This is a genomic window from Streptomyces sp. DH41, assembly GCF_029813785.1.
Taxonomy (GTDB): Bacteria; Actinomycetota; Actinomycetes; order Streptomycetales; family Streptomycetaceae; genus Streptomyces.
The window spans coordinates 611,504-624,850 of record NZ_JARVKY010000002.1; the positions used below are offsets into that span (position 1 = coordinate 611,504).

Genomic DNA, 13,347 nt, shown 5'->3' on the forward strand with positions numbered 1-13,347 from the left:
CACACGGCGGTGGGAGCCGGAGCATCAGGGTCGGTCCCCGAGACTCCCCTGATCTTCGACCCCCCGGCGCTTCGAACGTTCCCCCGGCCTCGCGTCAGGGCCGATATCAGGGTCCGACCAGGGTCGAACCGACTGCCGTCACGGCGCCGCGCCCGTCACCATGGACTCATGACAGATCACGAGCACGCCGCGACGGGTCCGGGACCCGGTCCCGGCCCGCGCCCACCGATGGGCGCCGGGCCGCAGGATGCCGCGCCCGCCGCGGATGCCGCGGGTGCCGCAACCGAGGCGGGCGTCCCCGCCGGCCCCGATGTCCCCGGTCCGCCGCACAAGTTCCAGCGCGACCGGCGGCACAAGACGCTCGCCGGGGTGTGCGCCGGCCTCGGACGGCAGTGCGACATGGATCCGGTCATCTTCCGGATCACCCTCGCGGTGCTCTCCGCGACCGGCGGCATCGGCCTCATCTTCTACGGCTTCGCCTGGCTCTTCGTCCCCTACGACGACGAGGACGAGAACGAGGTGCGCAAGCTGCTGACCGGCCGGGTCGACGGCCACGCGCTGGCGGCCGTGCTGTTCGCCCTGGTCGGCTGCGGGGTCTTCCTGACCATGCTGAACAACGGCGGGGTGCTGACCTTCGGCGTCGTCCTCTCCCTCCTGCTCGCGGGCGCCGGTTACTGGTCCCGGCAGCGCAGGGCCCCCGCCCCCGATCCCCTCTCCGCCCAGGCCGTCGCCGACGCCCCGCCGGAGGCCCAGGCGCCGCCGATCATGTTCACCTGGCCCTCCTGGTGGCGCGACCCCATAGTCAAGGACGGCACCCACATCGGCGGGACGGGATATCTGTGGGGCCCACCGGACTCCGAGGAGCGTGACATCGCGGCGGCCGTCAACATCGGCCGTGGAGTCCGGGGCGGCGACCGGCCTGCCGCCGACGACCGGCGCTCGCGGCACCCGCAGCCGCGCGGACCTCGCGGAATCGGCGGCTGGGTCTTCCTCCTCGCCCTGCTCGCGGGCTTCCTCGGCACCCGGCTGACCTGGGACGAGCAGCCGCTCGGCACCAGTTTGCAGACCGGCCTGGCCTGCGCGCTCGCCGTCTTCGGCATCGGCATCGCGGTCAGCGCCTTCCTGGGGCGCACGGGAGCCGGTTCGATCTTCCTGGCGGTCATCACGGCGGGTCTGCTCGCCGGTACGGCGGCCGTGCCGAAGGACGTCGGCACGGAGTGGGTCCGGACCACCTGGGAGCCCACGACGGTGGCCGGCGTACGCGAGCAGTACGACATCGGCGCCGGCAGCGGCACCCTCGACCTGTCCGGGCTCGACCTGGCCAAGGGGCAGACGGTGACCACCCGGGCCGACGTGGGCCTGGGCCGAATACGGGTCGTCGTGCCGCAGGACGTGACCGTGCGGCTGAGCGTCGAGGTGGGCGTCGGCGACATCCAGTTGCCGGGCGACGACAAGCAGGACGTGGACGTGGCACCGGGCAAGCACAAGGAGATCACCCTGTCCCCCACCACGGACGGCAAGGACGCCGGCACGCTCGACCTCGACCTCCAGGTCGGCGTCGGACAGGCGGAGGTGTCCCGTGCTGCGTCATAGGTTCCAGCCCGGCCGACTGGTCGCCGGCTTCTTCCTGACCCTGGCGGGCGTCATCTACGCCGGCGACGCGGGCGGCCTCTGGGACACGCCGTGGTTCGTGGTGATCCCCGTCGTCGTGGGCGGGCTCTGCACCGCGGGAGCGGTCGGAGTCTGCGCCCGGGCCGTGCACCGACGCCGCGGGGCGCTCCGCGCGGCGAAGGAGGGCGGGCCCCGCGCGGACCTCTCGGGGTGACGGCTGACGGCGCTTCGGACGGCCGGTGCCCGGCAGGACCGACCCAGCGGGATGCGACTCACGGGGACGCCGCTGGTCACCCCTCAGGCCGAGCCGCTCATACGAGCGGGGCATGAACACGTCGGCAGAAAAGTTCACGCATTACGCGGAGGGTCGGTCCCCCAGGGGACCTGAGCCATCGGAGGGCACTCCGAGCCAGCCATCGGACGGCAATCCGGCCGCCGACTCAGCCGACGGGGCCGGCACGGCCACCGGTCGACGCGGCGGAGCCTACTGGTACCCGCCGCCCGTCCGCTGTCGTCGCCGGGAGCGCAGGACGGCATCCAGGGAGAGCAGCGGGGCACCCGCCAGGACGAGCGGGGTCCAGGCCATCAAGTAGGCGAGATCATTGCCGTAGTAGTACGGGTCGGAGGCCCAGCTGACGGTCAGCCACAGGCTGAGGGAGATCAGCGCGCCGCCGAGCGCCGCCAGCCGGGTCAACAGCCCGAGCAGAGTGCCGATGCCGACGGCCAGCTCGCCCAGGGCGATGGCGTAGCCGAAACCGGCGGGGCTCTTCAGAGCCAGGTCGACCAGGGAGGGGATGGCCGAGGAATCGCGGACGGTACGCATCATGTCGCCGACGGAGCCGGCGCCCGCGTCCTTCATGAAGGCGCTGTCGGTGAGTTTGTCCAGGCCCGCGTAGATGAAGGTGACGCCCAGGAAGATCCGTAGAGGCAGGAGGGCGTACCGGGTGGCGTGGTCCCGCCAGTCTCCGCCGCCGCCCGGATGCGAGGTGTACGCATCCGTCCGCATACCTTGAGTCATCATTGCCAGCCGCCTCTCGCCCGCGCGTGCCGAGCCCTCTCAACAGACCATACGTACGACAGGCCGCCGCTCAGTCCTCCTTCGGCAGGTTTCTTCCTGTCGGTTTCGACAGGCTGCCGCTTCGAGACGCTGCCGCTTCGAGACGCTGCCGTTTCGAGAGGCTGCCGGTCGGCAGCGGACGCGAGTGGGCGTCAGTCCGTCACGTCGATGGCGTACCGGTTGGTCTCCACACCCGCGCTCGTGACCACCTGGACGTCCACCCGGCCCGGTTCCACGTCCGCGGGCATCGGGACCGTCAGCAGGTCGTCCGTGGGGTTGCTGAAGCCGCCCGTTACGGGGACGAGGGGCACGTGGACGTTGACCGCGCCGATACGGACGACCATCCGGGACAGCCGGTCCGCACCCTGGGCGCCGGGCGGTACGAAGCCGGCGCCGCGGATCTCGATGTCGTCGCCGGTGCGGATCGGGGCGTCCAGGTCCCCGGCCTCCCGTGCCCGGACCACGGAGAGGACCACGGGACGCCCGCCCTCCGCGTACTTCCCCGCCATATAGGTCGCCGCCGAGACCAGTACCACGACCGCCAGTCCCCAGGGCAGGTCGGGCAGTTGTTCCGGGCGCCGGGCCAGCCGTACCGCCGCGAACACCAGGGCGACGGTGCTGATCACCACGTACTGGATGTCGGCGAAGGACCCGCGTCCCGCGTCGTCCGTCAACAGGTCGGCCGCGCGCGGCCGGTCCGCCCGAACCTTCTGCAGCCGCTGCCCCAGCACCCGCAGTCCGACCACCCGCCGTACTAGGACCGCGATCCCGCACACCACCGCGAGCACGGTCACCGCACCGACGCCCCGAGCGAGTTCGAGCCCGGAGATCAGCGCGTCCCGCCGGCCGTGGCCCGAGGCCACCGCCAACTGCCCGGCCAGGACAAGCACCGCGTAGGCGACGAAGAGCACCCAGACCGCCGCGACGGCCCGGGACGTGGACAGGCGGTTGTCCTCGCCGATGACCGGAGCCAGCGCCCCACCCCGCGCCCGGTGGAACCACGACGCCGCCGTCAGCGCACCGGCCACGACCAGCGCCGCCGCGAGCCCGGCGGTGCGCGCCGCCGTCCAGCCGGCCCCGATCGCGGTGAGCGACTGCCAGAGGAGCAGCAGCACGACCGCCGCCCACACGACGGCCGCCGTGCGGCGCCCCAGGCCCGCGAGCCACGCCCGGCCCTCGGCGCGACCGCGTTCGGCGACGAGCCCCGCGGACTGGGTCAGCTCCTCCGACACCCACTGCCGGGAGGCGGAGGCCGAGTGGGCCACCGCGGCCGGCAGACCTTGCCCGGCGGCGAACTCGTCCCGCCTGAGCAGGAACGCGGCGACCGCTCGACGGTGCCCCTCACGGGCGCCGTGCGGGCAGTCCCCGCAGGTGCAGCCGCCCCCGTGCGCCGCCTCGTACGCGCCTTTGTCCGAGCCGCTCCCGCGTCTCGCCTCCTGCACCGCCACGACCGACGCCCGCCTTCCCGAACCCCTGCGAAAATCCAGCAACGACAACCAAGGCACCACCCGCGGCAGAACCCGTAAGTCCCATGGGACGGAAGCGAATTGTGCCGTACACCACCCCCCGCGCGCCTGCCGCCCCCGGTCCGCTCTGCTCAGCGCGGGTGACACGCGGACCGCCATGTTGACCCGACTGCGAGAATTCCCTTATGGCCGAGATCATCCAGCGCGACGGGACCTGGGCGTTCGACGGCAGTACGGTACGGATCACACCGGGTCGGCACCGCTCGGTGTCGCTGTTCCGGCAGACGTACGGAGAGGTCTCGGTGCCGCTGGAGGCCGTCGCGGGCATCGCCCACGAGCCGGAACGCAAACGCGGGCGGCTGCGGCTGCGGCTGCGTGAGGGCGCCGACCCCCTCCTCCAGGCGACCGGCGGCCGGCTGCCCGACGCGGCGGACCCGTACCGGCTCACGGTGGAGACCGATCGCCGCGGGGTCGCCGAGTACGTCGCCGAGGAGATCCGCCACGCGCTGCTCCTCGACCAGATCCCCAAGGAGCCCACGAAGGCCTACCTGCTGCCCGGGCCGCCGGTGCCGGTCTCGGCGCGTTCCTCGGACGGCACGGTCTCCTTCGACGGCACCCAGGTCCGGATCGACTGGGCCGACACCTCCGACCGGATCAAGCGCGCCGCCGGCCCGCGGATCATCGCCGTCGGCGATCTGACGCAGGTCGAGTGGCTGCCCAACTCGGGTTCGGAGGACGGTTTCCTGCGGTTCGTGACCCGGGAGACGGCGTTCGCCGCACTGCCGCCGGAGAAGGACCCGTACGCCCTGGATCTGTGGGGCAGCGCCCGCCGCGACCTGCTCACCGCACTGATCGCCACCGCGGTCACGGCCCGGCTGCCGCACCCGTCGGCCGGTACGCGCGGCGCCTGCCGGCGGCGCGCGACCGTCTCACCACCATCCGCCGTACAACACGCCGTGCCGACCGACGCGCCGACCGCCGTACCGCCTCCGGCCGATCATCACGACGTCCTGTTGCGCCGGCTGCGCGAGCTGGGCGACCTGCATCGCAGCGGCGTGCTCACGGACGCGGAGTTCGCCATGACCAAAGCGGCCGTACTCCGGAGTTTCTGAGTTCCCGAGTTCCCGAGTTCCCGAGTTCGATATCCGACAGGAGGTGTCGGGTATTGGATCCACACTCGGTGTATGACATCGAGCACCGACGCCAACTGGGCCGAGTTCGCCGCCGCCGAACCCGCACTGGCCGCCACCGTCGAGGCGCGCTTCGGCGCGTACACCCACCACACCCTCGCCACCCTGCGCAAGGACGGCTCGCCCCGCACCACCGGGCTGGAGGTGCGTTTCCTGGGCGGCGAACTGTGGTTCGGCATGATGCCGGGCTCGCTGAAGGCGCTCGACCTGCGCCGTGACCCGCGGTTCGCGTTGCAGGCGAATCCGGGCGACGGCACCGGTATGGGCGGTGGGGACGTGCGAATCGGCGGCCGGGCGATCGAGGTCGAGGACCCCGAGAGGCGGGCCGCGTACGTGAAAGAGGTGGAACCGCCGGAGCCGTTCCACCTCTTCCGTACCGAACTGACGGAGGTCGTGCGGACCTGCGTCGAGGGCGCCAGCCTGGTCGTTCAGATCTGGCAGCCCGGGGAGCCCCTGCGCACGGTCAGGCGCGCGTAGGGCCGGGGATCACTCCCACTCGATCGTCCCCGGCGGCTTCGAGGTCACGTCGAGGACGACCCGGTTGACGTCCTTGACCTCGTTGGTGATCCGCGTCGAGATCCTGGAGAGAACGTCGTACGGCAGCCGGGACCAGTCGGCCGTCATCGCGTCCTCGGAGGAGACGGGCCGCAGCACGATCGGGTGGCCGTAGGTACGGCCGTCGCCCTGGACGCCGACGGAGCGGACGTCCGCGAGCAGCACCACGGGGCACTGCCAGATGTCACGGTCGAGGCCGGCCGCGGTCAGCTCCTCGCGGGCGATCGCGTCGGCCTCGCGGAGCAGGTCGAGCCGCTCCTTGGTGACCTCGCCGACGATCCGGATGCCGAGGCCCGGACCCGGGAAGGGCTGGCGCTGGACGATCTCGTCCGGCAGGCCGAGCTCCTGGCCGACCATCCGGACCTCGTCCTTGAACAGCTGGCGCAGCGGCTCGACCAGCTCGAACTCGATGTCGTCGGGGAGGCCGCCCACGTTGTGGTGGGACTTGATGTTGGCGGTGCCGGTGCCGCCGCCGGACTCGACGACGTCCGGGTAGAGCGTGCCCTGCACGAGGAAGGCGACCTCGGGGCCGTCCTCCCGCATGATCTCCAGCTGCGCCTGCTCGAAGACCCGGATGAACTCGCGGCCGATGATCTTCCGCTTCTCCTCGGGGTCGGAGACGCCGGCCAGCGCCTTGAGGAACCGCTCCTCGGCGTCCACGACCTTCAGCTGCACGCCGGTCGCGGCGACGAAGTCCTTCTCGACCTGCTCGGTCTCACCCTTGCGCATCAGGCCGTGGTCGACGTAGACGCAGGTCAGCTGGGAGCCGATGGCCTTCTGGACGAGGGCGGCGGCGACGGCGGAGTCCACGCCGCCGGACAGGCCGCAGATGGCGCGCCTGTCGCCGACCTGCTCGCGGATCGCCGCGACCTGCTCCTCGATGACGTTGCCCGTGGTCCAGTCCGGGCGCAGGCCCGCGCCCCGGTACAGGAAGTGCTCCAGCACCTGCTGCCCGTGCGTGGAGTGCATCACCTCGGGGTGGTACTGGACGCCGTAGAGCTTCTTCTCGTCGTTCTCGAAGGCGGCGACCGGGACGACGTCCGTGGAGCCGGTGACGGTGAAGCCCTCGGGGGCCGCGGAGCAGGCGTCGCCGTGGGACATCCACACGGCCTGCTCGGCCGGGGTGCCCTCGAAGAGGGTGGAGGACGGCTTGGAGACCGACAGCTCGGTGCGGCCGTACTCACGGGCGCCGGAGTTGTCGACGGTGCCGCCGAGGGTCTGCGCCATCAGCTGGAAGCCGTAGCACATGCCGAAGACGGGGACGCCCGCCTCGAACAGGGAGCGGTCCAGGGTCGGGGCGCCGGGCTCGTACACCGACGAGGGGCCGCCGGAGAGGACGATGGCCGCCGGGTTCTTGGCGAGCATCTCCGCGACCGGCATGGAGCTCGGCACGATCTCGCTGTAGACCCGCGCCTCGCGGACACGGCGGGCGATGAGCTGGGCGTACTGCGCGCCGAAGTCGACGACCAGGACGGTGTCGGGGGCGGCGGCAGCGGGAGTCGCTGATGACACGGGGTGCCTTCCGGCGGTCGGGCGGGGGTCTTGTACTGCCGATTCTACCGAGACGGGCAGGTGGCCCCGCCCCGGCCACGACGCCAGGGCCGCCCCTCCTCCAGGTCTCACCATGCGAACCGGCTTGGACACCGTCCGTCTCCGGGGCATACTGAGGCCATGCTCACGCACCAGACCTTCCTCTTTACCTATGGCAACCGGCCCACCGGCTGCCATGGTCGTGCTGCTTGAGCAACTGACAAGCGACTTCCCAGGCGCCCCGGGCCGACAAGGCCCGGGGCGTCTGGCGTTTCCGGGTCCTGTCGCTCCGGGCACCACCGCCCTTCGACGAGGAGCCACCGACATGACCGTCACCGCAGCAGACGAGAGCACCACGGCCGCCAAGAGCACCGCGGCCGACAAGACCGGCGCCCGCACCACCGAGGCCGCCGACGTGATCACCGGCGCACGTGAACGCATCGACGCCCTCGACGACCGCATCATCGGGCTGATCCAGGAACGGATGGCCGTCTCCGCCGTCATCCAGGAGGCGCGCATCACCTCCGGCGGCCGTCGCGTGAACCTCTCCCGCGAGATGGAGGTCCTCGACCACTACCGCCAGGCGCTGGGCAGGCCGGGTACGGCGCTGGCGATGACGATGCTGGAGCTGTGTCGGGGGCGCGTCTGAGTGTCGTAGCCCAGTTCGGGCACCTTCTCACCCGTACGGCGCGTGACCAGGACGCGAGCCGCCTCGTTGGTCCCTGTGTCCGTGTCAGCCAGGGGCGGGCCCGAAAGAACCACGCGTGGCTCGCTGGAGCGATGAGACGGACGGCCGTGCCGTACGTCGTGGGACCTCGCTCCAGGAAAGTGACCGGACGGCAGGGGACAGCAGCCCGGTCACCCAAGAGAACGGCCGGCTCCGGGGACGCCCGGGGCCGGCCGACGGGGCGACCGAGTTCCCCGTCGGCCCACTCGACTGCATTGCCATTCGAAGCCAGCGGCGCAACCCCCCGGCGCCGCTTCCGAGGCACCGGCGCCGCCCTGACTGACGCCGGTGCTGGCTGAGGAAGGGCCCCGCGGCGCACATCCCGCGGGGCCCTTCGCCATGCCGTCGCCCGTCCCCCGCCTCCCGACGTCCCACCACCAGCCCCCAGCCTGCCCGTTGGTGACGCAGGACACATAAAGGTTCTGTGAGCTCGGGGGCAACCATTCACAGGTTTCACTGATCAAACAGGCGTACGGACCGAACCAAGGGCCACACCCGCGCCCCCACACGCGGAGGCCTCCCTGACTCTCCCGTATCGCCGCACGCGGTACGCCGGACCACCTGAGGTCTTCATGAAGCTTCGTCGCGCCATGGCGGCAGCGGCCGCCACGGCAGTGATCACCCCGGTCGCGCTGCTCGCCGCCCCGGCCGCCTATGCGACCGGTGACGCGTCGCCGTCCCCGACCGCCACGTCCAGCAGCTCCACGGGCGATCCGACCACGGACCCGTCCACCGGGGCGTCACCGTCCCAGAGCGAGTCGACGAGCGAGACGCCCGCTCCGAGCGACTCGGTGAGCACGTCCCCGAGCGAGACGGACGACGAGGGCACCCCCGCTCCCAGCGGGTCGGAGACGACCACGACGGCGCCCGCGGACCCGTCGCCGAGCACCTCCGCTCCCGAGGAGACGGAGACCCCGGACCCCGAGCCGTCCGTGTGCGAGGACACCAAGGTCGACGTCAGCATCGCGGGCCTGCCCGGCAAGATCGCGGTGGGCAGCGGCTGGCACAAGTTCTCGCTGAACGTGGCGAACAACTCCGGCTCCACCCTCCAGAACCTCGAGTACCTGGCCGGCGCGTCCGCCGACCGGAACGGCGAGGAGCTGTTCGAGAGCAAGAAGGTCAGCCTCCAGGCCTGGAACCCCGACGACAAGATCTGGGAAGACCTCAACGACATCGGTTACGCGGTCGGCTACATCGGTTACACCGACGAGCTGGCGCCCGACTACGAGGTCGACATCCCGATGCGGATCAACGTGAAGGCCTCCGCCCCCGTCGGCGCCGGCTTCACGCTCGGCGCGACCATCTACGGCGACTCGGACGGCGAGTGCACCGGCTTCGGTGACGTCGCCTACCAGTTCCAGATCGTGGCCGCCGGCACGGACACGGAGGGCACCAAGCCGCAGGAAGGCGGCAAGGCGCCCGTCAGCGTGAAGAAGCCGGCGAGCAACACGCCGCAGGTCACCGGCAGCCTCGCCGAGACCGGCTCCAGCTCCGCGCTGCCGACGATCGGGCTCGTCGGCGGACTCGCCGTCGTCCTCGGTGGCGGCGCGGTGTTCGCGATGCGGCGCCGTAAGGCCGGCGCCGAGGCGTAACCGGCGGGGCCGGCACGGCCCGCCGCCAGACGGGAAGGACCTGCGCTCGGAGGGGGGCGCAGGTCCTTCTGTGTGTTCCGTGCGGTGACCGCGTCCGCTACTTCCTCGGGGGCACCGCCGGTATCCCCAGGAACGGCAGTCGCAGCGCGCCGAAGGCCTCCGCCGGGACCGCCGGGGACTTGGGCTCGACGGCGGGCAGACGCTCGTACGCCGTTCCCTGGGCCGGGCGCGGGTCGCTCTCGCCCTTGTTCGGCCAGTACGACATCGCCCGCTCGGCCTGGGCCGTTATGGTCAGGGACGGGTTGACGCCCAGGTTCGCCGAGACCGCGGCACCGTCGACGACCGAGATGCCGGGGTGGCCGTAGAGCCGGTGGTACGGGTCGATGACGCCGCTCTCGCGGGAGGCGCCGATCGGACAGCCGCCCAGGAAGTGCGCGGTGAGCGGGGTGCCCATCAGCTCGCCGACGTTGGAGCCGGCGAAGCCGTTGATCTCGGCCGCGAGGGCCGAGGCGCCTTCCGTCGCCGCCTTGATCTGCTTGGGGTTGGGCGAGCCGTGGCCCTGGCGGGCGGTGAGCAGGCCCTTGCCGACGCCCGTCGGCTTCAGGTGGGTCGTCAGGGAGTTGTCCAGTGACTGCATCACCAGGCCGATGATGGTCCGCTCCGACCAGCGCCGTGTGGACAGGGAGCGCAGGACCAGCGTGGGATGCCTGACCGCGTGGCCCAGGAAGCCCAGGACGCGGGACGCGCCCGAGGCGGTCTGCCCGGCGTACGGGACCTGGAGGATGGACAGGCCGCCCATGGAGTTGGAGCCCTTGCCGTACCGGACCGGCTCGATGTGGGTGTCGGCGTCCGGGTGGATCGAGGACGTGATGGCGACGCCGCGCGTGAAGTCGGCCCGCGACTCGCCGGTGGCCCTGCGGTAGTGCCGGTCGTCGGTCTGGGCGCCGACCAGGGCCTCGGAGTTGGTGCGGGTCAGCTCACCGAGCCGGTCGGATATGTGCGGGAGCTGTCCGCCCGCCTTCATGCGGTGCAGCAGGGTCTGGGTGCCGTAGGTGCCTGCGGCCATGACGACCCGGCGGGCCGTGAAGGTGCGGCCCGTCCCCTTCTTCTGGCGGTCGGTGGGGAGGGTGGCGATCGCGAACCCGCCGCGCGAGTCCTCGGTGACCGAGGCGACCGTCGTCATGGGGTGCACGACGGCGCCCGCCTTCTCGGCGAGGTAGAGGTAGTTCTCGTTGAGGGTGTTCTTCGCGCCGTGACGGCAGCCGGTCATGCACTCGCCGCACTCGTTGCAGGCCTTGCGGTCGGGGCCCGCGCCGCCGAAGTAGGGGTCGGCCACCCGCTCCCCCGGCTTCGCCCGCGTCGTGCCGTCGGCGTCCTCGCCGTCGCCGAAGAAGACGCCGACCGGCGCCATGTGGAAGGTGTCGCCGACGCCCATCCGCTCGGCGGCGGCCTTCAGGTGCACGTCGGAGGGGGTCATCGTCGGGTTGAGGCGGACGCCGAGCATCCGCCGGGCCTGGTCGTAGTACGGCGTCAGCTCGTCGTGCCAGTCGGTGATGTCCCGCCACTGGGGGTCGTCGAAGAAGGGCTTCGGCGGCACGTAGAGGGTGTTGGCGTAGTTGAGGGAGCCGCCGCCGACACCGGCTCCTGCCAGGACCATGACATTCCCGAGCAGGTGGATGCGCTGGATGCCGAACATGCCGAGCTTGGGTGCCCAGAGGTAGTTCCTCAGGTCCCAGGAGTTCTTCGGCAGCGACTCCCGGGTGAAGCGACGGCCCGCTTCCAGGACGCCGACCCGGTATCCCTTCTCCGTCAGGCGGAGGGCGGACACGGAGCCGCCGAAGCCGGATCCCACGACAAGGACGTCGTAGTCGTACCCGTTCTCGTCCCGGGTCTGGACGGACTTCTCCTGTGACACGTGCTCTCCTCGTTGAGAACGGGTACGGGTGGCGGACTGCTCAGCGGAGGCGGAACGCCTTCATCAGGCGCAGGCTCCGGCTCATGAAGGCCGCGTACGCGGCGTCGTCCATCCCCAGCGACGGCGCCATCGGCAGCAGCCGCTGGTGGGCGACCGTCTGGGCCTCGGTGTACTTGAGGATGCCCTCGGAGCCGTGCCGGCGGCCGAGGCCGGAGTCCTTCATGCCGCCCATCGGGGACTGGACGCTGCCGTAGGCGGACGCGTAGCCCTCGTTGATGTTGACCGTGCCGGTACGCAGCCGGGTCGCGACGTCGCGGCCGCGCCGGGCGTCCTTCGTCCAGACCGAGGAGTTCAGACCGTACGGCGTGGAGTTGGCGTGTTCGACCGCCTCGTCCTCGGTCTTGAACCGGTAGACGGAGACGACCGGGCCGAAGGTCTCCTCGGCGCACACGGTCATGGGGGCCGCGACCCCGTCGAGGATGGTCGGCTCGTAGAAGTACGGGCCGATGTCCGGGCGGGCGACGCCGCCGGCGACGAGCTTCGCGCCCCGCTCCACGGCGTCCGCCACGTGCGCCTTCACGGTCTCCAGCTGCCGCTCCCCCACCAGCGAGCCCATGTCGGCGCCGTAGGCGAGGGAGGTGCCGAGCCGCATGGCCTTCGTGCGGGCGGCGAAGCGCTCCAGGAAGGCGTCGGCGACCGACTCGTGGACGTAGAGCCGCTCGATGGAGATGCAGAGCTGGCCGGCGGAGGAGAAGCAGGCGCGGACGGCGCCCGCGGCGGCCTTCTCGATGTCGGCGTCCTGAAGGACCAGCATGGCGTTCTTGCCGCCGAGTTCGAGGGAGACGCCGACCAGGCGGGCGGCGGCGCCCTGGGCGACCTCGCGGCCGGTGCGGGTGGAGCCGGTGAAGGAGACGTAGTCGGCGTGCCTGACGACCTCGGGGCCGACGACCGGGCCGTCGCCGAGGACGACCTGGAAGACCTCGGCCGGCAGCCCGGCCTCGATGAGCAGGTCACGGGCCCACAGGGCGGTCAGGCAGGTCTCGGTGTCGGGCTTCATGACGACCGCGTTGCCCGCGACGAACGCGGGGAGCGCGTCGCCGACGGACAGCTCCAGCGGGTAGTTCCAGGGGGCGATCTGGCCGACGACGCCGCGCGGGTGACGCAGCTCGGTGACCTTCGTCAGGGTCGGTACGGCGCCGGTGTGCCGCCTGGACCGCAGATACGCGGGCGCCTTGCGGCCGTAGTGCCGGGCGGCGACGGCGACGGCCTGCACCTCCTCGTGGGCGTGCAGGCGGGCCTTGCCGGTCTCCAGCTGGATGAGGTCGAGGACCTCGGCCTGGCGCTCCAGGACCAGGTCGTGGAAGCGCAGCAGGACGGCGGTGCGCTGCCGCACCGGGATGCGCGCCCACACCGCCTGGGCGGCGCGGGCCCGCTCGAAGGCGCCGGCCACGTCCTCCGGCGTCGACTCGGGCAGGTCCGCCAGCTTCTCGCCGGTGAACGGCGTGTGGTTGGCGGTGCGGCCGGAGCCGGCCACGCCCTTGGTGAGCTGGGCGACCAGCTCGGGCGTGACCACGTCGGCAGCGGTGCGGGCGCCCTCGGGGGCGGGGGCGAGGGGGTTCGTGCCGGTCAGTTCCGGGGCGTGCGCGTCCGTCATGAGCCGCAGGGTATGACGCCGCGAGGGCTTTGTGTACCCGTCGGTAATGG

At 71.9% G+C, this 13,347-nt stretch carries 11 protein-coding genes; 6 read left to right on the forward strand and 5 right to left on the reverse strand.

The window, feature by feature from the left end; translation table 11 throughout:
• The first annotated feature begins 168 nt into the window (after positions 1 to 168).
• Positions 169 to 1,593, forward strand: a complete 1,425-nt coding sequence (locus QC283_RS05985) for a PspC domain-containing protein (protein WP_279560291.1) — start codon at positions 169 to 171, stop codon at positions 1,591 to 1,593.
• Positions 1,580 to 1,825 carry a hypothetical protein gene (locus tag QC283_RS05990; protein WP_279560292.1) on the forward strand — a complete coding sequence of 82 codons (246 nt, stop codon included), beginning with the start codon at positions 1,580 to 1,582 and terminating at the stop codon, positions 1,823 to 1,825. The genes QC283_RS05985 and QC283_RS05990 overlap by 14 nt, the downstream gene beginning before the upstream one ends.
• Positions 1,826 to 2,095: 270 nt before the next feature.
• Here the strand turns inward: QC283_RS05990 and QC283_RS05995 are convergent, their stop codons facing one another.
• On the reverse strand, positions 2,096 to 2,617 hold the full coding sequence (locus QC283_RS05995; protein ID WP_279560293.1) for a DoxX family protein: 522 nt from the start codon (positions 2,615 to 2,617) through the stop codon (positions 2,096 to 2,098).
• A 203-nt stretch (positions 2,618 to 2,820) separates the two neighbouring features.
• Positions 2,821 to 4,116: a hypothetical protein gene (locus QC283_RS06000; RefSeq protein WP_279560294.1), complete on the reverse strand. Its 1,296-nt coding sequence runs from the start codon at positions 4,114 to 4,116 to the stop codon at positions 2,821 to 2,823.
• Between the two features lie 203 nt (positions 4,117 to 4,319).
• On the opposite strand from QC283_RS06000, the gene QC283_RS06005 reads away from it, so the two are divergent.
• Together QC283_RS06005 and QC283_RS06010 are read left to right on the forward strand one after the other, a co-directional pair.
• Positions 4,320 to 5,246 (forward strand): DUF4429 domain-containing protein, encoded by a 927-nt coding sequence (locus QC283_RS06005; RefSeq protein WP_279560295.1) that lies wholly within the window; start codon positions 4,320 to 4,322, stop codon positions 5,244 to 5,246.
• Between the two features lie 72 nt (positions 5,247 to 5,318).
• Positions 5,319 to 5,801 carry a pyridoxamine 5'-phosphate oxidase family protein gene (locus tag QC283_RS06010; protein ID WP_279560296.1) on the forward strand — a complete coding sequence of 161 codons (483 nt, stop codon included), beginning with the start codon at positions 5,319 to 5,321 and terminating at the stop codon, positions 5,799 to 5,801.
• A gap of 9 nt (positions 5,802 to 5,810) precedes the next feature.
• On the opposite strand, the gene guaA is transcribed toward QC283_RS06010, so the two are convergent.
• The gene (gene guaA, locus QC283_RS06015; protein ID WP_279560297.1) at positions 5,811 to 7,391 is read right to left on the reverse strand and encodes a glutamine-hydrolyzing GMP synthase; all 1,581 of its coding nucleotides are present in this window, start codon (positions 7,389 to 7,391) and stop codon (positions 5,811 to 5,813) included.
• 343 nt (positions 7,392 to 7,734) lie between these two features.
• Here guaA and QC283_RS06020 point away from each other — a divergent pair, with 343 nt between their 5' ends.
• Both QC283_RS06020 and QC283_RS06025 read left to right on the forward strand, forming a co-directional pair.
• Positions 7,735 to 8,058 (forward strand): chorismate mutase, encoded by a 324-nt coding sequence (locus tag QC283_RS06020; RefSeq protein WP_279560298.1) that lies wholly within the window; start codon positions 7,735 to 7,737, stop codon positions 8,056 to 8,058.
• Positions 8,059 to 8,708: 650 nt separating this feature from the next.
• On the forward strand, positions 8,709 to 9,728 hold the full coding sequence (locus QC283_RS06025) for an LPXTG cell wall anchor domain-containing protein (RefSeq protein ID WP_279560299.1): 1,020 nt from the start codon (positions 8,709 to 8,711) through the stop codon (positions 9,726 to 9,728).
• Positions 9,729 to 9,825: 97 nt separating this feature from the next.
• Here the strand turns inward: QC283_RS06025 and QC283_RS06030 are convergent, their stop codons facing one another.
• Positions 9,826 to 11,643, reverse strand: a complete 1,818-nt coding sequence (locus tag QC283_RS06030; protein ID WP_279560300.1) for a GMC family oxidoreductase — start codon at positions 11,641 to 11,643, stop codon at positions 9,826 to 9,828.
• A 40-nt stretch (positions 11,644 to 11,683) separates the two neighbouring features.
• Positions 11,684 to 13,297, reverse strand: coding sequence for a succinic semialdehyde dehydrogenase (locus tag QC283_RS06035; protein ID WP_279560301.1), 1,614 nt, complete (start codon positions 13,295 to 13,297; stop codon positions 11,684 to 11,686).
• Between the last annotated feature and the right edge of the window lie 50 nt (positions 13,298 to 13,347).

Excerpts from the sequence above, each read along its gene's own strand:
- QC283_RS06005 (WP_279560295.1), top strand. The coding sequence starts at position 4,320 with ATGGCCGAGATCATCCAGCGCGACGGGACCTGGGCGTTCGACGGCAGT.
- QC283_RS05985 (WP_279560291.1), top strand. The coding sequence starts at position 169 with ATGACAGATCACGAGCACGCCGCGACGGGTCCGGGACCCGGTCCCGGC.
- QC283_RS06035 (WP_279560301.1), bottom strand. The coding sequence starts at position 13,297 with ATGACGGACGCGCACGCCCCGGAACTGACCGGCACGAACCCCCTCGCC.
- QC283_RS06025 (WP_279560299.1), top strand. The coding sequence starts at position 8,709 with ATGAAGCTTCGTCGCGCCATGGCGGCAGCGGCCGCCACGGCAGTGATC.
- QC283_RS06020 (WP_279560298.1), top strand. The coding sequence starts at position 7,735 with ATGACCGTCACCGCAGCAGACGAGAGCACCACGGCCGCCAAGAGCACC.
- QC283_RS05995 (WP_279560293.1), bottom strand. The coding sequence starts at position 2,617 with ATGCGGACGGATGCGTACACCTCGCATCCGGGCGGCGGCGGAGACTGG.
- QC283_RS06010 (WP_279560296.1), top strand. The coding sequence starts at position 5,319 with ATGACATCGAGCACCGACGCCAACTGGGCCGAGTTCGCCGCCGCCGAA.